Source organism: Bacteroidota bacterium, assembly GCA_013696965.1.
Lineage (GTDB): Bacteria > Bacteroidota > Bacteroidia > JACCXN01 > JACCXN01 > JACCXN01.
The window spans coordinates 26500-46224 of the sequence record JACCXN010000021.1 but is presented as its reverse complement, the minus strand read 5'-3'; the positions used below and the strand labels follow the sequence as shown (position 1 = coordinate 46224).

The 19725-nt window shown below is 33.1% G+C and carries 19 protein-coding genes and 1 tRNA gene; 5 read left to right on the top strand and 15 right to left on the bottom strand.

The genetic code is table 11. The features are described 5' to 3' along the window. The first annotated feature begins 9 nt into the window (after window positions 1-9). On the top strand, window positions 10-312 hold the full coding sequence (locus H0V01_03980) for a gliding motility-associated C-terminal domain-containing protein (GenBank protein MBA2582531.1): 303 nt from the start codon (window positions 10-12) through the stop codon (window positions 310-312). Between the two features lie 128 nt (window positions 313-440). On the opposite strand, the gene H0V01_03975 is transcribed toward H0V01_03980, so the two are convergent. The 8 genes from H0V01_03975 to H0V01_03940 form a co-directional block, all read right to left on the bottom strand. Further along, entirely contained in the window at window positions 441-1697 is a 1257-nt protein-coding gene (locus H0V01_03975) for a hypothetical protein (protein ID MBA2582530.1), read from the bottom strand. Window positions 1698-1746: 49 nt separating this feature from the next. After that, window positions 1747-2607 (bottom strand): AAC(3) family N-acetyltransferase, encoded by an 861-nt coding sequence (locus tag H0V01_03970; GenBank protein ID MBA2582529.1) that lies wholly within the window; start codon window positions 2605-2607, stop codon window positions 1747-1749. Continuing rightward, window positions 2607-3092 carry a GNAT family N-acetyltransferase gene (locus H0V01_03965; GenBank protein MBA2582528.1) on the bottom strand — a complete coding sequence of 162 codons (486 nt, stop codon included), beginning with the start codon at window positions 3090-3092 and terminating at the stop codon, window positions 2607-2609. Before H0V01_03965 ends, H0V01_03970 begins: the two co-directional genes overlap by 1 nt. Next, on the bottom strand, window positions 3089-3346 hold the full coding sequence (locus H0V01_03960; GenBank protein ID MBA2582527.1) for an acyl carrier protein: 258 nt from the start codon (window positions 3344-3346) through the stop codon (window positions 3089-3091). The genes H0V01_03965 and H0V01_03960 overlap by 4 nt, the downstream gene beginning before the upstream one ends. 111 nt (window positions 3347-3457) lie before the next feature. Next, window positions 3458-5056: an amino acid adenylation domain-containing protein gene (locus tag H0V01_03955; GenBank protein ID MBA2582526.1), complete on the bottom strand. Its 1599-nt coding sequence runs from the start codon at window positions 5054-5056 to the stop codon at window positions 3458-3460. A gap of 230 nt (window positions 5057-5286) precedes the next feature. After that, window positions 5287-6498, bottom strand: a complete 1212-nt coding sequence (locus H0V01_03950) for a hypothetical protein (GenBank protein ID MBA2582525.1) — start codon at window positions 6496-6498, stop codon at window positions 5287-5289. Window positions 6499-7027: 529 nt separating this feature from the next. Next, window positions 7028-7423 (bottom strand): hypothetical protein, encoded by a 396-nt coding sequence (locus H0V01_03945; GenBank protein ID MBA2582524.1) that lies wholly within the window; start codon window positions 7421-7423, stop codon window positions 7028-7030. Window positions 7424-7593: 170 nt separating this feature from the next. Further along, the gene (locus H0V01_03940) at window positions 7594-7923 is read right to left on the bottom strand and encodes a DUF2604 domain-containing protein (protein ID MBA2582523.1); all 330 of its coding nucleotides are present in this window, start codon (window positions 7921-7923) and stop codon (window positions 7594-7596) included. A gap of 560 nt (window positions 7924-8483) precedes the next feature. Between H0V01_03940 and H0V01_03935 the strand changes: the two genes are divergently transcribed. After that, a complete protein-coding gene (locus H0V01_03935) occupies window positions 8484-9989 on the top strand; it encodes a hypothetical protein (GenBank protein ID MBA2582522.1) in 1506 nt (501 codons plus the stop codon). Between the two features lie 6 nt (window positions 9990-9995). Here the strand turns inward: H0V01_03935 and H0V01_03930 are convergent, their stop codons facing one another. Then, complete coding sequence (locus H0V01_03930) at window positions 9996-10472, bottom strand: hypothetical protein (protein MBA2582521.1); 477 nt, start codon at window positions 10470-10472, stop codon at window positions 9996-9998. Window positions 10473-10893: 421 nt separating this feature from the next. On the opposite strand from H0V01_03930, the gene H0V01_03925 reads away from it, so the two are divergent. Continuing rightward, window positions 10894-11127: a response regulator transcription factor gene (locus H0V01_03925; protein MBA2582520.1), complete on the top strand. Its 234-nt coding sequence runs from the start codon at window positions 10894-10896 to the stop codon at window positions 11125-11127. Between the two features lie 268 nt (window positions 11128-11395). Here H0V01_03925 and H0V01_03920 read toward each other — a convergent pair whose 3' ends face one another. The 3 genes from H0V01_03920 to H0V01_03910 all read right to left on the bottom strand — a co-directional run bounded on the left by H0V01_03920 (window position 11396) and on the right by H0V01_03910 (window position 13330). After that, entirely contained in the window at window positions 11396-12946 is a 1551-nt protein-coding gene (locus tag H0V01_03920) for an FAD-dependent oxidoreductase (protein ID MBA2582519.1), read from the bottom strand. Between the two features lie 62 nt (window positions 12947-13008). Then, the gene (locus tag H0V01_03915; GenBank protein MBA2582518.1) at window positions 13009-13206 is read right to left on the bottom strand and encodes a hypothetical protein; all 198 of its coding nucleotides are present in this window, start codon (window positions 13204-13206) and stop codon (window positions 13009-13011) included. Window positions 13207-13256: 50 nt separating this feature from the next. Then, window positions 13257-13330 (bottom strand) — tRNA-Arg (locus H0V01_03910). Window positions 13331-13439: 109 nt separating this feature from the next. Here H0V01_03910 and H0V01_03905 point away from each other — a divergent pair. Then, window positions 13440-15818: a TonB-dependent receptor gene (locus H0V01_03905; GenBank protein MBA2582517.1), complete on the top strand. Its 2379-nt coding sequence runs from the start codon at window positions 13440-13442 to the stop codon at window positions 15816-15818. A gap of 6 nt (window positions 15819-15824) precedes the next feature. Continuing rightward, a complete protein-coding gene (locus H0V01_03900; GenBank protein MBA2582516.1) occupies window positions 15825-16697 on the top strand; it encodes a DUF4249 domain-containing protein in 873 nt (290 codons plus the stop codon). A gap of 591 nt (window positions 16698-17288) precedes the next feature. Here H0V01_03900 and floA read toward each other — a convergent pair. From floA to H0V01_03885, 3 genes are all read right to left on the bottom strand, one after another. Continuing rightward, window positions 17289-18272 carry a flotillin-like protein FloA gene (floA, locus tag H0V01_03895; GenBank protein ID MBA2582515.1) on the bottom strand — a complete coding sequence of 328 codons (984 nt, stop codon included), beginning with the start codon at window positions 18270-18272 and terminating at the stop codon, window positions 17289-17291. Window positions 18273-18293: 21 nt separating this feature from the next. Further along, window positions 18294-18761, bottom strand: coding sequence for a hypothetical protein (locus H0V01_03890; GenBank protein ID MBA2582514.1), 468 nt, complete (start codon window positions 18759-18761; stop codon window positions 18294-18296). Between the two features lie 156 nt (window positions 18762-18917). Continuing rightward, the gene (locus tag H0V01_03885) at window positions 18918-19718 is read right to left on the bottom strand and encodes a M48 family metallopeptidase (GenBank protein ID MBA2582513.1); all 801 of its coding nucleotides are present in this window, start codon (window positions 19716-19718) and stop codon (window positions 18918-18920) included. Window positions 19719-19725: the final 7 nt, after the last annotated feature.

Here is a 19725-nt window from a genome sequence, read left to right as displayed (position 1 = left end):
GATACAGTAATGCATACCATAAACATAGCCTCCACTTTACTGGTGCTTGCCCCCAATGTATTCACCCCCAATGGTGACGGCAAAAACGATACATTCACTCTGGTTGTAAAAGGGGCAAAAACATTCCAGGTAAGTATTGTCAACCGCTGGGGCATACAAATTCACGCTTGGGAAAAAGGAAACGATATGCACTGGGATGGCCACACAGTTACAGGCCAGGAATGCAGCCAGGGGGTTTATTATTATACCATAACCGGAGTTCTGGAAAATGGAGAAGCCTTTAAACAAGGTTCCCTGCATTTAATGAGATGATGTTAGAGGAAAATTTCTTTTTTTTTTCTAAAAAAAAGAAACTGTCATTCAGACCATAGGAATCTCTTGCAAATAGTACATGAAACAAACACTGCAATCAGAAAGAGATTCCTCCATTGCGCTTCGATTCATTCGGAATGACAACATTGGTTGCTTCTTGCAACAGTTACCATTTCCTCATAAACCTCATTCCAACCTTTTATTTTGTTTTTGTTTTCAAAATTTCTGTCGTGCCAGACGCTTATAAAAAGACCATTTACTTTTTTTATTTCTTCAACAATTGGAATAATTAAGTTAATGGCTTCAGAAGCATTTAAATTCATGTAATCTGAAAAAGTAACATCCATAATTGCAAAGGGAAAAACCTTCAATTCTGTTCTTTGCTCCCGTTCCAAATTATAAAAATTAAAAGCAGTACAAATGCCTGCCCTGAATCCGGGGTGCGAGGCATAGCCCATTGTGTAGTCTTCCTGAATGCCTGAATTAATTAGAACAGAATAAGTATTAGGCAATTTCAATTTTAAGAAGTGCTGTCTGCTCCTGGTAATTTTTTTGTTGGAAATTTTCTCCAATACTTGCTTTTCATTTTTTACCCTTTCAGGATATTTATTGGATGTATAGGAAGGATGAATTCCAATTTCGGCAAAACCGGCAAGCTTGTTTACAAGTTTATTGAAGGCTTTTCCCTGAGGCAAAATGTTATGGTCATTTTTTGAGGATTTACCGCAAAGCAAAAAGTATAGGGAAGAAAATTTATATTTTAACTGCAGGGCGTGTTGAAAATTATATTCATCAAAGGGATCCTTTTTAAATCCACATAAAACCAAAGTTCTTTCCCTGATTTTTTTGAAATCGAATTTTAAAAAATGTTTTGAAAATGCACCAAAGGTTTTCCACCAACTTTTTCCCATGTAGGCATATCCATTGTCCACATCAATACTGGAGATAAATTGATAAGCAGAGGTACGAATTTGCAAATCAGGAAAATGCCTTAATAAAACTTTTTTTAAATTTTCAAGCCAGATATTTACCACAGGCTGAGTTAAAAAATTGTTTTTAAAAGCAAGGCTTTCAGTGGCTGGAAACCTTTGATGGTTATCTGCTCTAAAAGGAAGATATTCTTCATACCTGGAAATCAAATAAAAAGAAGCGGCAAATAAATCAAAAGGAATTTCAGCGCTTTTATCTGTTTCGAAAAAAGCTTTTACTCCATTGTGTTCAAATACCTGAATTTGTTGTTTTTCAATTGTTGATTCAAATAATAATCCTACTGGATGTATGGAGTAAGCAGTTTTTGAAGCCTGGGAAGAATAATTTATTTTTGCTCCATCGCAGGCATTAAAATAGTCAAAATCACTTGTGAAATCAAGGCTGATTCCTGACATTTCAGTTAATAAAAACCTGAAAATATACTCAATGCGAGGGGTTGTTTGTTTACAATATATCAGCATTGCGAATTTTATCTGAGGAGGAGGAATATAAATTCAATTTCTTTAAAATGCTTTTTACAATAAACTTTAAAAAAATTGACCAGTTGTATTTTGCAATACGCTTTGCATGGTTTTTATGAATATCTGCTTTAATTATTTCATATACCTCTGTAAGCTGAAGTATTCTGAAATTAATTCCATTTATAATTTGTTGTTGAATAACTGCCGGATTGATTACTTTTTCCAAGGGATTAAAGTCCATGGTAATCCAGGGAAATTTTTTATACAATAAGTAATTCCTTTTTGCGGTAATGCCAGAAATATCAGTGTATAGAAAATGCATTTTCTTCATATACCTGTATCTTACTTTTTCATTTTCCTCCACATAATGGGTAAAGGTTAATGAATTGTGTAAATCCAGGTCAACCAATAACAGCTTCGCATTTTTTTGATGTAAAAATGAGAAAGGAGAATCTGGGCCAAACGAACTTTTATTTGTCAGGTTACACATTTCTTCCCTGTATTTTCCTGAAACTGCAAAGGAATGTAAGGGGTGAGCCGTCCGCTTAAAATCAGGGTTTTTAAGTGCTTCAATTGCCAGTGTTCCTGTAAGAGGCCTGGTAGAATTTAAATCAAATTTATCACCTGATTCAAGAAGGTGTGTATATGTAGGAATAACTAAAGTTCCTCCGGGATTAATTTTTTTGGATAAACTTTCAATGAATTTTTGGGGATCAAAAACACCTTCCTTTTTCTTAGCATAAAATGCAAGTTTTGAAACATCGGCAGAAACCATTACCACATCTCCAGGATGAATATCCAGAATATCTGCAATGCTTGAAGAAGGTATATTATTTATTTCCACTAAGCAAATATTTTTCTAAACTGAATAATTTCCTCCAGGTATTTACAGTGTTTCCAAAAATCAGATGCTTGGTTATTTTCGAAAATAACCTGAAGATTAACTGAATGTACGTTTTTGCTTTTAAACCATTGTTCTAATTCTGTTACTAAACGCAGCCCTAAGCCTAGCTCCCTGGCTTGTGGAAGAACAAAAACATTGGCAATTGAACCTACTTTTAAATCACCTAAATAATCAGGAGTAAAATAAATTACCCCATTTGCAAAAGCAATTACTTTATCATCTTTAATAGCTACAACAATTCTTCCCAGTCGCCCAAGCATTTTTTTTACTCCCTCTAACCACAATTCAGCGCCATTATCAACCAAAGGAATTTTCAATTGCTTTTCAGGCATCTGATCGTTTAGTTGGTCGTACATTTGCTGAAACAAGTGTTTAACCTGGATTAACAATGGATCATTTGAATCATCTATTATTTTAATGCTCATTTTAATTGCTTTTCAATAGTTTGAATAAGGCCTGATATTGTTGTAAAATCAGCATTTTGGAAGGCTAATTCGAAATCAATTTCTGTATTGAATTTTTTTTCAATTTCCACCACCAAATCAACAAAAGACATGGAATCTAACAAGCCGGATTTTACAAGATCGAAATTTGGAGTTATTTCCTTTCTCTGCATGCCTATGCGTATTAATCTCTTATCCAATTGTTCTAAAATAAATGTTGTTATTTCTTTTTCCATTTTATTCATGATTGCATTATGTTCTGAACAAATTTGCGCTCTGTATTATGTTTCCTTTGGATATTCATTACAAAGGAACTATTTATATTCTGTTAAAATTAAAGCAATGATCTAGCATTTGATCAAATCTTTAAGCTTATTTCTGTCAATTTTTCCATTGTTATTCAACGGCATTTTTTCAATAAATACTAATTTGCCAGGAATCATATACCAGGGTAAAACAGTACGGCAATATGCCAGAATTTCACTTTCACTTATTTCTGTTTCAGATGGATTTTTGCAAATAAACGAATATAATGTATCATTATGCTCCTCAACCACTGTTGCCACCCAATCATTGTTTACTATTTTTCTTATTGCATTATCTATCTCCAATAACTCCACTCTAAATCCCCTGATTTTAACCTGGCTGTCTATTCTTCCTGAAAAATGCAAATTGTTTTGTTCATCTTCCCTTACCAAATCCCCGGTTTTATACCAAACGTTATCTCCAAATCCGGGTAATTTCATGTATTGTTTTTTAATGTTCTCCTGGTCGTCTAAATATCCAGGGCTAATTTGTGTTCCACTTAATAAAAGTTCTCCATTTTCACCAAAATTTACCTGTTTTTTATTTTCATCTACAATGCAGAAATTTTGTGTGTTAAATACTTTACCAATTGGCACAATTCCATTGATGCAAAAATTCAATTCCTGTGATTTTTTCCACTCATAACAGGCTATTGCAATAGTTGCTTCAGTAGGGCCATAGAGATTTAGAATTCTTGAATTTAAAGCTGCCTGTTGCCATTGAAAAGTAACTTTTTCGGTTAAGGCTTCACCACAAAAAAGGCTAAAGCGCAAGCTTGGAAAAACATTGTTTTTAAGCAACCGCATTTTCATTAATAGCAATGCAAGGGATGGAACTGAAAACCATACAGTAATATTTTTTTCCTTAATAAAGGAGGATAATAGAGCAGGGGAGGCATCCTCACTTGGAACGCACAGGCATGCGCCAACTTTCCAGCAAAGAAACATATCATGAACACTCAAATCAAAAGCAAGCGGAAATGTTTGAGAAAATTTGTCAGTTGCACTAAAATCAAAACGATCGGAAATATAATTCAGATAAGCGCATACATTCTCATTTGTAACCTGCACTCCTTTTGGTATTCCTGTGCTTCCAGAGGTGAATAAAAGATAAGCAATGGGATTGGTATTCTGTGTTAACTCACTATATTCTTCTTTTTGTAAGTCTTGTTCATTGGAAAAACAAAACTTGTGCTGTGGGTATTTTAATTGTAAATCATCGGTGTTTGCAGTATCGGGAAGCACCACAGTTAGGGCGGATTTTAGAAGCGGTAATAATTCAATAAAATATTCCAGGCATTCTTTACCAACTACCAATGTGTTTGCACCAGATCGATTGAGCATATCCCAAGTTCTTAACACTGGATTTTTTTTGTTTAATGGAACGTATGTCTTTCCAATAAGTAATGCACCAAGGATACCGGTATAGGCACTTAAGCTATTGGAGGCCAATATGGCCGTATAATTATTAGCACTATGTTGATGTTTTACAATTGCATTGGCAATATTAACTGATGCTTCATGCATTTCTGCATAGGTGTACAAACAGTTATTTACATCCAGGGCAATGGATCCAGGGCGCTGATTAACAGAATTCAGAAACCCGTTTATTAATATCTGGTTATTTTGAAGATTTTCCACTCCTTTGTTCCTTGAATTAAAACACGAATATAATTATATTTACAGCATTGAAGCCATATCCCTGTTCAAAATATGCTGTTTGATTTTCTCTATCAGGCATCAACGTTGCATTGAAATATTTTGTTGCCTTTTTATTTAAAGACTAAAGTGCTTTTATTCTCTTAAAAACCGCTGAATAATAATTGATTATTTAATTGAGATTCCACTAAAAATGTTGCTGTAAATTGAATTTATTTCAGAAGAATTTCTTTTGCCTGTACATCTGCTTCAAGCATTAAGGCGTCAATAAAATATTTTGTTGCCCAATTTGGAAATGCAAATGGTTCATATTTCCCCCATAAAGGAAAAGATCCGGGAATTGCTCCATAAGTGGCGGATGATTCCTTTACTTGCCGGTTTTGAATGCCAACCAATAAATTATTCATTTTTTGAGCAGCCTTTAGATATCTTTCATCTTTAAAGGCTTTAAACAATTTTAACCAAACGATGGATATTTGAGCCGATCCTGTGCAAATCATGTATTCCGAGCCATCCCAGTTTTTGTTAAACCGTCCGTTTAAATACCCTTTTTTTTCAAATATGGCCAATAACTCATCCGCGGGAATCCTTGCTGCTTTTATTAAATTTTCATCTCTTAGGAATAAACCTGAATCAAGTAAGCCATCAATTGTATAGGAAATGGTGTGTAGAATGGGCTTGTCATTGTGTTTGATCGTATTATCGCAATTTAAAAACCAACCGTTCGGCAGTTGCATTTTTTCAATGATCCAATACAGGTTATTAATGGCGCACTGTTTGTATTTTTCGTTTGCGCAAATCTTACTTGCCATTAATAAAGGAAAATCAACATAGCTGTCGTAAACCCTTGGAACATTCATAAAAGCAAATTTTTCCCAGTAGCCCTTTTCAGATTGAACACTGCAAAGCCAATCACATGATTTTACAATTGAGGATAAATACGCATCTTTTTTTGTATACTCATAAGCTGTAATGAGCCCACGAATTACCTGAGCTGTATTAAAAACTGTTTCAGGACGGTTATCCTCAATTCGCATACCTTGCCATCCGCCACTTTTCTTTTGAATGGAAATTAACCAATCTGCTGTAAGAAGTACTTTTTTAATTATTTGTTCATTCTTTTGAAGTAATGCATACTCCATTAAGGAAGGAATAATGTAGCCGGAGGTTTCCGGATAAGAGGAAGAATATTCTTTTACCAGATGATAAGAACCAAATCCTGCATCTTTCATGTTTTCCTGGGATTCTAAGAGCCAATTTACAGCCTTTACAACAGCTTCTTCTTTTTCCTGACTTGAAACTGTTTTATCGCTAAGCGAATTTTGATAATATCTGCCAATCTCATTTAGGAGTAAATTCCGTGTATTTGCTGATGCAAAGGATTTAACAAAATTTTCAGAATAAGTAAGAAGGCTTTTTAACATTGGTTTTTATGACTATCTGCTTGAAATGGTGTGACAAGATATGGGATAAACTGACTAAAGGAGAAATAATTATAATTAAGTTTTTAAGAAGTAAGTTTTATTAAAAAAGCCACTTCTATTATTTAATTCCTGCACCATTGTGCATACAGACATCAAAAAAACGAATAATATTACATTTGGACAAACCATTTTCACATTCCTTATTTTTAATTAAAGCTTTTTATTGATTTTTTGTGGCCTAAGTAAAAAAGAAAACTAGTAGCATGAAACAAATCATTAAATGCAAAAATGCAAAAGTTGAAAAAATCAGATTTATAGGCTGCTCGTGGATTGAAAAAAAGAGTGTTTAAAAATCACGAAGTATATAGAAGCATGGAATATTGGGCAAGAATTGAAAATGCCTTGCTTGCAAAATCTAGAACTTGGCAGTACTCTAACAAAAGGTGAGATTCCCTTGAATGACTCTATTATAGTTCTTATAATTTGAATTAAATCAAATGATTTTCGAGAAAAACACCGCTTATCATTTTTAAAAATTGATAAATAAATTCTCAATTTCATTGTCTTTTATTTCAAAAGTATAGGTTCTTACTTCAGAATTAGGAATATTATGAACACAAAAATTTTGAACTTCTTTCTCCATTTCTTTGGGTACAATTAATATAAAATTATCGCAATTTGAAGCATGCCTTATCCATTTTTCTTTCATTGCCTCACTTAGAGTATTGCTAACTTCAATATCAATTATAATTTTCAAATTTGAAACAATAAACTCTATTGCAGGATAAATTAAACTGTAATTTGTCAATACAGGGATTCCCGGAGGATTAAAAGTATTCACTTCATTGTGTTTCGAGTTTACTAAAATTGTCTTGATTTTTGCTACCAATAAATCATACAAAATGGTTGAATCGTACTTTGGCATCTTGCTGTTATTTGAATTTGCCTCACTATTAGAGAGATTAATAAATAAAATCATAATTTCCACATCAACATTGTGTGGAAAAATTCAAGCATGTTAGTGATAAAAGGAATTTTTTTGGTGGATTTAAACACAATGTGAGGTGATTTTTAAATTTGAATTTATAAATATATTTAATGCTTAAGTTTCTGTTTCTGACGCAATGAAAATATCTTGTACTGAGGATTTTCAGGCCAGCTTGGCCCACATTTCAATCGTAAAAAAACCACTGCATTTTCCGGGAATTTATATTCCTCTACCTTTTTATTAGCATCTATATTTAAATCATTATACGTTACCAGCCAATCATCTATCGGCCTTCCTGTATTTCCAGTTTGTTCCAATGCTTTTTGAATGAAAATTTGCAAAGCATGAGTTTTGTCAATATTTTCAACTATTGTTTGGGTTTTATTAATACTAAAAGTTATTGAAACTGTACTATTATAGATTTCTTTACCTTTCATAAGTATATAATTTGTTTTTTAACTGTCATCCCGATTTATGGGGATAGCCATGAAATATTCATTCCTTTTTGTAGAATGTTTGTGCTTGGCTATTTCATCGTATAAATTAAATCATCCTTTAGTTTGTTATCTTAATAACCACAGTTATTTTAACTGATTTAAACTAGACAAAATTGGAACAATAAATTCAATTAAAAAATAGGTAAAATTACCTGTTTTTTAATGCTGAAATTATTAAGAATACGGGATTGTTTTCTGCAGTAAATTATTTAAAACCAATAGAATAATCATATATTTTGATTTTTTAAACTGAAAGTGCATTTGTGTTATAAAAGCAAAGCCATGTTCATTTTTACTTAAAAATGCCGCATCCTGTTTATCTTTTATTTTGTTTTTTAGCTGCTTTTTTTCTCATTACCATTGACTTTTCACTATTATTACTGTTGTTTTTTAAAAAGAAACATGTAATTTTACTTGTTGATATAAACAATTGGATTGTTTTGTAATAGTTTTATCTGCTTTTTTAAACTTTACTTCAAATCAATTAAAATTTATCCAAGATGTATTATACAGAATTGTATGAGCTAATACAGTTGCTTTCCGAAAAAGAAAAAGTAGAGTTTAAGGCCACTATTAGCAAATCGGAATCATCTGCAAAAGAATTTTCACTTACTGAAAACTTATTTGATATTTTTTCTGTAAGTGAAAATGAACCGGAAAAAATACAGGTTCTGAAAAAACTATACAAAGCAGTTGCCGTAGAGGAAAAATACAGGAAATTGGTTTACCGTACCAGGAATAAAATTATTGATTTTCTTACCAATACCTATTCAGAAGAAAGTAATTCCCACATTGATGCAGTAGATAATGCAAAAAAGAATGTACTTAAAAAGGCTTTGGCTTTTCAAATACTTCGTTTTAAGGGTAAAAAAATAAAACTTCTTGAAACGCTGCTCGATGAAATAATTAACACTTCCATTCAATTCGAATTTTACCCAATCCTATTGGAGTATTTATTATTAAAAAAAACCACATTAGGGCTAAAGGGAGGAGAAAAGGTTTTTATAGAAATTGACAAAAAAATTCAGTTTTACATGCATTGTTATAATGCATTAAATAAGGCCGATCAAATGAATCACTATTTGAAACATTTGGATGGGAAGACTGCAATAAAATCTAAAATAGATAATTTGCAATATGAAATAGAGTTACTCAGAAAAGAGGTTATTTATACAAAATCTGCATTAATAGAATATTATAAGTTTTATCATGAATTTACTTTATATAATTTAACTTCAGAATTCGAAAATGCGAAGAAAACAGGATATAAGATTCTAAGTTTAATCAATGAAAACAAATCTTTAAAAAGGAAAGAAAGGCTAGGAATTGTTTATGTTAATTTAACATTATCAGAAATGCATCTTTACAACTATCCTGAAGCATTAAAATGTTTAAATTATGCTAAATTGTATTTGAATCCAGGTACTCGTAACTTTTATTTGGCTTTAGAACATGAATTTTTATGTTATTTCTATTCAGAAAATTACAAAGTAGCTCGAGAAATTATCAACGAGCTAATTAATGACACCAATATCTTGCTTTTTAATGAATTTGAGCTTGCAAGGTTTCGAATTTATAAGGTTTACATGGCCCTTGCTGAAGGTGATTATTTGTTAGCAAGAAAATCTATACTGTTTAAAGAAGAAGTTTCAAAAGACTCTATTGGTTGGGACTTTTGGAGTAGAATTCTTTATATCATTACAAGCCTTATTTTAAATAAGCAGGATGATGCAATTGTAAGTATTGAAAATTTACAAAGGCAAATTTTACGTATTTCTAAACATAAGGATTTCAGGAAACGTGATTTGCAAATATTCAGGTTCCTTCTTTTATTAAATAAAAATGGATTTAATTACGAGCATGAAAAACACAAATTAAATCATCATTTACATAAAGGAAATGATGATTTAATTTGGGAACCTTTAACCGCAGAACTGATTCCTTTTGAAAATTTGCTTAAATTAAAGTATCCTCACTTTAGTTCTTCAATGGAAGAAGTTGCATAATTAAGATTATTGGGAAGAATCTTCAGATCCAACAATACCACCACCTACTAAAAAAACAGATGTAGTATAGGGTTTTTGCGTTTTTACAATAGCAGTATCAATGGATGTGGGAAAATTAACTTCTACAACATCGTATTCCCGATTAATTAAATATTCTGTTACTAGTAAAACGATTTCCGGATCAAAAAAATCTTCATGTCCTGTTATTACTTCATCAGATAGAAAAACTTTTGTGTTATAGTGGAAAGATGTTGTAGCAATTGCGGTATCACAAGTATTATTGAAAGCCAAATGGATATCAGAATAATTATTTGTAAGAAGGTAATCTTTAACTTCTTCTTCTTCAAAACAGGTGATTACTGCATGTCCATTTATACTTTGTTTTTCCTGTTTTAAAAACAGGTCATCATTTTTTTTACATCCGGATAAAGTAAAAAACAATACTGCTGATGAAAGCAAATAAATTAGGGCTCTAGTTTTCATGTTTATATGGTTTTAAAGTGTTTGACAAAATAAGAGTATTGCCATCTTTTTTTTATGGACTAAAACTTTGTCTTTGGGACATTGCTTTGCTTAAATGCCCGTAAATAGTACAAGATACGGTGTATTGTTTTTTTGACTTATTCCTTCTTTTTGTAATTAAATAGCCCAATAACCTTTTTATTTAAGAAAATTGTTCTCTGTTTTGAATATAGCCTTCAAAAGTCAATGTCCCAAAATGCAGGAATTAGTCCATGCAATATAAATTTGAATGCGTTTAATTTGTAATCATAAATTGTAAAGCCTTGATATACTTATAATAGATCAAGCTGTAAACCTTTGAATTATTATATTTTTTGGGATAACCAGTTGACTGTAAAAAATGTATAGTATGGGCCAATTAACATAAATTAAACTCAATACTATGCTTGAATTATTAGCTCCAAATGAAACAATCAAGGTAAAACTCTCAAAAAGAGAAGTTGAAATCATTACTCTTTTATCCCATGAGTTTACTAGTCATGAAGTGGCCACGCAATTGAATATCAGCCCAAGAACTGTGGAAGGGCACAAACAAACAATATTAAAAAAAACGGGTAAGAGGTGCAGCGTTGGAATAATTATGTTTGGAATTCGAAGTGGGATTATAGCCCTCTAACTTAGGAATAAGCCATGGGATAAATTTGGAATTGTACCTTTTTATTCGGGTGATCCAGACAATACTTTTCCTTATGCTTTTTTAAATTGTATGGAAACTATTTCCTTGAGAAATTAAATACTCTGGCTATATTCAAAAAATGAGTGGGGTTTATCTTCCGATAGTGAATTAAGAACTTATATAAAGATAAAAAAAGAAAGCCCATTACATTAGTGGGCTTTCTTTTTGATGTAATGAGAAATTGGATATTTTCTAACTTTAAAAAAAATTAAATCATCTCCTCTTTTTTAATTCGGGTAAGTGCGTCTAATACATATTTAGGTGCAAAATGCCTTTGCCCGCCCTTAAATTTATACGTTTGATTTGAAATATAAGAAGGATTTGCAATCTTTTTTGCTAATTCCTGGGCATGAATAATGCATTCCATATGCAATCCTGCACCCCTGGCAAAACTGCCTGCAAAATAATAACTTCTTTCAGTTTGGGCTTCTAATTGTATTTCATCAATTAAAACTTGTGCGTTCATTGCCGCTGTATTTAATTTACAATGTCTGAGGGTTGTTTGAGCTAAAGATCCATCGGGTTGTTTAAGAATTTTACTTGCATCAAGTTCCCAATATGGATTAAGGGTAATAAAAAATAGAGGGTCATTAATTCCTTTGGCAACATCGTTCTGATGGTAATTTGCTATATAGGAAATAGTATAAGGATATTCAGCAGTAGTGGGTTGATAATCGTAAATATGAATATTGTATGTATTGTTACAATCGGCCTGAGGAGCTAAAAAGGAATGATCCTGGTGGACAATAATATTGCTGGATGAAAATTCAAAAGATTGCAAGGCTTCTACCATTTCATCTGATTTAAAACTGTTGTCAATCATATTGAAAGTATCATCAGCATGTGTGGCAAAAATCACTTTATCATAAATTCCAAGCCCTGTGCCATTGTTAGATAACACCATTTTAGTTATTTTCTCTGAATATTCAACTCTTGAAACAGTAAGTTCAGGGCAATTAAAATTAATTGTAACATTCAATTCAGTTGTTAACTTATTAGCCAGAAACTTTAACCATTGGGAACTTCCATCCACAAAGTATTGTCTTGAACAAGCTAAGGATGGCTGGATTACCTGGCCATATGCTTCTTGCAAAATATAATAATGAGCTACCATCCATAAAGGCATAGTTGATGGGGGAGGAGTGGAGGATTGGGAAAGGTTTGATTCCAATGTAAAATACATTCCGTTGATGCGGGGATATAGATTACAAAAAATAAATTCTTCCGAAAATTTTTGGGTAAGTAGCCAATCCCCTACAGTAATTGGGTTTACACCTTCCTGAGAATTATTATTATACCAATCTGCCAGGGCTTGTTTAAAGTTGTCAATATCTTGTTGTAAAATTGACTGATTCGCTGAGCTTCCATAAGGAACAGTTACACAACCATCTGCACCAACAGAGTATCGATAGGTGTAATTGTTATCGGGCAAAGAAAAAGATTCTGTATCAATTAATGGACTGCAATAAGGACTTCCTGGGCAGGGAATGTTATTATTCATAATGCCAAACTCCTGCCATAGCTGGGTTAAAACTTTATAAGTTCCAAGATTAAAATCATTCACTCCCATATCAACCCACCTTTGTATACTGCCACCAGAACCATCAGGTAATTCAACCTGGAAAGTATCAGCATTACCTCCAACCTGGCCTGCTTTTTCATAAATGGTAATTGTAGCATCCTTTAACAATGGATTTTGCCTTAAATAATAGGCAGTTGTTAAACCAGAAACTCCGGCTCCAATAATAGCAATATTCATATATTTTTGATTTTTATTGTTCGGGCAAACATATATATTAAAATCTGGAAATACAATACTATTTAGGGGAACAGGAATGAAAATGCCATTGATATTATTGACCAAAAATTATAAGGGTTGCCATCATGTTTTATATCGTAACTATATTTTCCATTACCATATTTTCCAGTACCTCCAGCCATATAAAAATTACCATCTGGAATTTCTACAACTTTACCAATATATTCATCTTCAGTAGTAACAGATTGCCTGGATAACAAGCAACTTAAGTGCAACAAAAAAGGGAAAGCTGCTGAGCTTTCCCTTAGAGTGCACTTGTAGGGATTCGAACCCCAAACCTCCTGATCCGTAGTCAGGTGCTCTATCCAATTGAGCTACAAATGCATTTTTTTTCTTAACCAGGGAATTTTAACTTTCCCAACTAAAATTAGTTGGCAAAGATATAGCATTTCTATTAAATAACTATATTTGACATATATTTATTTGTTATTCTATGCTAAATAAAGTTTCCCTTGTATTTATTGCAGTTTCTCTTATTTTTTCTTTTTCGGTCCAAGCTCAAAAATATACCATTAGTGGATATATTTCGGATGAAGCTACTGGCGAAAAATTGATTGGGGCGAGCATTTATGAACCTAATTTAAAAACAGGTACTACAACAAATCTTTATGGTTTTTTTAGTTTTACTGTTCAATCAGCTGATTCTGTAACCATACTCATAAGGTATATAGGATATAAAAGCCAGGCAATTACAATGCAGTCTTCCAAAGACGTGCAATTAAATTTCAAACTATCACCTTCTATTGAATTAAAAACATTTGAAATAGTTGAGGTGCGGGAAGTAAAAATTGAGGAAAAATCTCAAATGAGTGTAATAGAAATACCTATCTCACAAATAAAGTCTATTCCTGCATTTTTAGGAGAGGTTGATGTCCTAAAAAGTTTACAACTTCTTCCGGGTGTTCAATCCGGAGGAGAAGGGGCTAGTGGCCTATATGTTAGGGGAGGAGGACCAGATCAAAACCTTATACTACTTGATGGGGCTCCTGTATACAATGCCTCACATTTGTTTGGTTTTTTCTCTGTTTTTAATGCAGATGCTATAAAAAACGTACAATTGACAAAAGGTGGATTCCCTGCAAGATATGGAGGTAGATTATCTTCGGTTATTGAAATAAATCTTAAAGAAGGAAACACTCAAAAATTTTCAGGAGAAGGTTCCGTTGGCATTATTGCATCACGGCTAACCTTAGAAGGACCAATAATTAAGGACAAGACTTCCTTTATAATTTCAGCAAGAAGAACATATATTGATATACTTGCAAGACCAATTATTAATCAGGCCTCCGATGGTAATGGCACAGGAGGGTATTACTTTTATGATCTGAATGCCAAAATAAACCACAAAATTTCCGAAAAAGACCATGTATTCCTTAGTTTTTACAGCGGTGATGACAGGTTTTATGCTAAAAACAAAGGTGAATATACTTATGATGGAAATAAAAATATTTATAGCGATGAATTTAAAATTGGATGGGGTAATTCTACTTCCACACTTCGCTGGAACCATATTATTACACCAAAATTATTCAGCAACACCTCCTTAATTTATAGCAGGTTTAATTTTTATACTGAAATTTTAAGCAAAAGCACTGAAATTACTCCTAATAAAACCTATACAAATGATTTCGCATTGAAATTTTTAACCGGAATTGAAGACATAAGCGGCAAAATTGATTTTGATTATATTCCATCCACAAACCATTACATAAAGTTTGGTGTTGGTAATATTAATCATGCTTTTAATACAGGTGCCATTCAATATAAATCAGCAAGTACAGGGTCTACGGGAGTTGATACTACTTTGGGTACTTCTAAAATATATGCAAATGAACTTTCTGCCTACATTGAGGATGATTATAGAATATCAGCCCGTTTAAAAGCTAATTTTGGTATGCATTATTCAGGGTTTTCGGTAAAAAACAATTATTACCAATCCTTCCAGCCGAGGTTCTCGGGCAGGTATTTTATTACTGAAAACCTTGCATTTAAGGCATCTTATGCTAAAATGATGCAGTTTATCCACTTGCTTGCAAATGCAGGAATTGGTTTACCTACGGATTTATGGGTTCCTTCAACGGATAAAATTAAACCCCAGGTGTCTGATCAAGTTGCGGCTGGATTTGCACGAACATTAAGGCATAAGGACAATGATTATGAAGTGAGTATTGAAGGCTATTACAAGATAATGGAAAATATTATTGATTATAAAGGAGGTGCAAATTTTTTCAATCAATCACAAAATTGGGAATCACAAGTTGAAGCAGGAAAAGGCTGGTCTTACGGAACTGAATTCTTTGTTCAGAAAAAAACAGGACGTACTACAGGATGGATTGGATATACTTTATCCTGGACAGAAAGGCAATTTCCTGAAATTAACTTTGGTGAAAAATTTCCTTACAAATACGACAGGAGACACGATATTTCTTTTGTGTTAAATTATAAAATAACGGATAATATCGATGTTTCCGGTACTTGGGTTTATGGGACAGGAAATGCCATTACATTACCAATTGCCAGGTATATAGCAATGCCTGAATATTCATCGTATTATTATAGCAGTGAAATTGAACATTATGAATCCCGAAATGGATTTAGAATGAGAGCATACCACCGTATGGACCTGGGTGTGAATTTTAGAAAAGTGAAAAAATGGGGAGAAAGAACAATTAATGTGAGTGTATACAATGCCTACAACCGAAAGAACCCCTATTTCTACGCCTTTAGTAATGATGAAGGGGGCAATCGGGTAATAAAGCAATATAGCCTGTTCCCCATATTGCCATCTATTAGTTACAACTTTAAATTTTAATATGCTATGCTGAAAAAATCATTAATCACCCTTATTGTAGTTTCTCTTAGCAGTTCTTGCCAGATGATTGTTACTGTGGATATTCCTGAACACAAACCAACACTTGTGGTAAATTCTATAATTGATCCTTCCGAAACTTTTATTGCCCATATTAGCAATAGTCTTGGGGTGCTAGACAGGGCAAGTATAAAAAATGTAGATGTTGCCTCGGTTGAAGTTTATGAAAATGATGTTTTTCTTGAAAAGCTCGAATTTATAGGAGAGGGAACATATATTTCAAATGATAAAAAACCAATTTCTGGAAACAACTATAAAATTATTGTTAATGCTGTGCCTTACGATCCAATAGAGGCAAGCATTCTGATTCCACAATCCGTTCAGGTGAGCAATATTGTTTATACTAAATCTGCTTATACCGATCCAAATTTTGGAATTCTTTCAAGTATATCCTTTAGCATTCATGATCCGATAGGAATTAAAAACTATTATGCTACAAATGTTTTTTTTATGGATACTTTGCTCTATATGGGAGTAAGCCCTGTTTATATTCATACCAACGATCCGGCTATTGAATCAGATAGTTATGGTTCAACAGAAATCCTTTTTGGCGATGATCACTTTAGCGGAAAGGAATATAGATTTGAAATCTTGTTTGGATCATCGGAGTTAGGTTATATGGAAGAGGAAGGAGAATATGAACTTTTTCTTAATTTTTCATCTGTTAGTAAAGAGTATTTTCAATATAAAACAACGCTTTCCAAACATATGCAAACCTCTGGGAACCCCTTTGCCGAACCCGCTCCTGTTTATACAAATGTACAAAATGGCCTGGGTGTATTTGCCTCTAAAAACAGTAAGATTTTCTTCATTCAGAGGTAATAGAGCTTTATTCGTACTTTTTTCTTCTCAGGTTATTTGAATTTTAATACTAACCTGATTCGATTATTAAATTAAAGGCTGCAAGAGTAGTTGAAAGCTACCCGGTAAATTGGACGTAGTTGAAAACCATAACTGTTCGAAACATTTAACATCCAAAAGTTAAAAACTATCTAAAAGACTCTGACAGCCACTTTCGATAAGGCTTTACTTTTATTTTATGAAAGTATTTCGAACAGTTATGGTTGGAAACTACGCCCAGCGCTAGTACTAACCTAGCCGCTGGCAGAAAATCAAAATTTATTTTTTTCTCCGCTAAGTCGTAGCTTTCAACTACGACCGAAAATTTGGGTAGCTTTCAGCTACTCTTGCAGGGTTTTTTAAATCGAATTCAGGTTAATAAAAAAAAGAGTTAATTTTTTAGTCAGCCACTGCTGGTCGTAGTTTTCAACTACGACTGAAAATTTGGGTAGCTTTCAGCTACTCTTGCAGGGTTTTTTAAATCGAATTCAGGTTAATAAAAAAAAGAGACTGACTTTTTACAGTCAGCCTCTTTAACATTCCAGTAACAATTGAAATTAATTTCAAAAACAATTACTCTTTTTTAGGACCATTTCTTGGTTTGGCAATAGAATCCCTCATTTCGGTATCTGCTTGAATATTTTGCATTTTGTAATAGTCCATAATTCCCAGATTACCACTTCTGAAAGCTTCTGCAATTGCCATTGGGATTTGCGCTTCAGCCTCAATAACCTTGGCTCTTGCTTCCTGTGCTTTTGCTTTCATTTCTTGTTCAACAGCAACAGCCATTGCTCTTCTTTCCTCTGCTCTTGCCTGGGCAATATTTTTATCTGCATTTGCCTGGTCCATTTGAAGTTCAGCTCCAATGTTTTTTCCAACATCAATATCCGCAATGTCAATGGAAAGAATTTCAAAAGCAGTTCCCGCATCAAGTCCTTTTGCAAGTACTACTTTGGAAATTGAATCAGGATTTTCAAGAACCTGTTTATGTGAAACTGCAGAACCAATTGATGAAACAATACCTTCACCTACTCTTGCCAAAATAGTCTCTTCTCCCGCTCCTCCAACCAATTGACGGATATTCGCCCTAAGTGTTACTCTTGCTTTAGCTATAAGCTGGATACCATCTTTTGCAACTGCAGCAACAGGAGGTGTAGTAATTACTTTAGGATTTACAGACATTTGAACTGCTTCCAAAACATCTCTTCCTGCAAGATCAATTGCCGTGGCTGATTTAAAATCAAGTGGAATATTTGCTTTATCAGCAGATATAAGTGCATTAACAACTGCTTGCACCCTTCCACCGGCAAGATAATGCGCTTCAAGTTCATCACTGTTTAATATTAATCCTGCCTTGCGTGAGTTAATCATTGCATTTACTATAACTGAAGGTGGAACTTTTCTCCATCTCATAAATATTAACTGTAGCAAAGATGTTTTTACTCCTGACAATGTTGCCTGGAACCACAAACCAACAGGGATGAAATAAAATAACATCCAAAGACCTATTAAAGCCGCAAAAGCTATTAAAATAATTATACCAATTCCTTCATTCATAATTTTGATTTTATTTAATTATTAATTTAACTGTTTTAATTTAACCAGGATTTTATTTGAAGTTGTTTTTACTATTATGATTTCCTTGTTTTCGTCAATGTAGCCTTCTTTTGATTCAACTTCATAAAGACTATCGTTGATCACAGCCGTACCCATAGGATTAAGCCTGGAAACAGTAATTCCGAAATCTCCCTCTTTCACCAGGTTTTCACGAATGTTCACCCTTCCACTTATTTCTTTATTTAAACTTAATTTTTTCCAGGTTTTATTTTTAATGGCTATATAAATTAGAATAAGAGAAACTAAAAAGCTTGAAGCAAGTGCAATATGCCCGTGAGTTGGACTAATGGAATATGCACTTACAATTGCAAATAGTATCATTGCTGCACCTAAAATACCAACAACGGCAATACCCGGAAGTACTAAAATTTCGAGCATTACAAGAATTAAACCTGCTATAATGAGTATAACAATAAATGTAAGTGTCATATCTTTTTAAAAGCACAAAGATAGGAGAATACCGATGGTAATAAATATTTAAGGGATGAATTTTAATTTTTTCAATCCGGAAATTAATTTTTTTTCTTAGGAGGGATTTTAACCAATATTAAAATGGAGGTCCAATACAATTTGTCTTAGCATTGTTCAGGAAACCTTATAATATTTTTTCGCCTGGGGTAAAAACTCTTTTATGTCTTTAATTCTTCTTTCATCACTGGGGTGAGTTGAAATAAATTCAGGTGGTTTTGCTCCCTTAGCCTGGTTTGCCATTCTCTCCCAAAAGCCAACAGCAACTTCAGGATTATAACCTGCCATAGCCATAAAAACCAATCCCATTTTATCGGCTTCAGATTCATGTGTACGTGAGTATTTTAAAACACCAAGGGTTGTACCTATACCATAAGAGGATAAAAATATATCACGTGCTTCCTTTGGTTTTTCGTTAAGGGCAATTGCGAGGCTAATGCCACCAGCTGCTACCAAAAGTTGCTGGCTCATGCGTTCATTTCCATGGCGTGCAACAGCATGGGCAATTTCATGTCCCATTACAACTGCAATACCAGCTTCATCATTTGTAATTGGCAAAATTCCTGTATAAAAAACAACTTTTCCCCCTGGCATGCACCAGGCATTTACAGTTGGATCATTTACAAGATTAAATTCCCATTTGAAATTTTTTATCCGTTTGGTGTTCTTTTTTCTTTTTAAAAAGGTAGTTACAGATTTTGCAATATTGGTTCCAACTCTTTCTATCATTTGTGCTTGTGGATCTGACTTAGGCACAATTACCTTTTGTTTTAAAAAGTCACGGTAGCTTGTCAAACTCATACTCATCAAGGTACTCTCTGGAAGCATGTTTACCTGTCTTCTGTTGGAGATAGGCACCTTTGAACAAGCAATTAAAATAAACACAAAAAGTGTAGCAACAATTGCTTTTTTTTTCATCTAATAA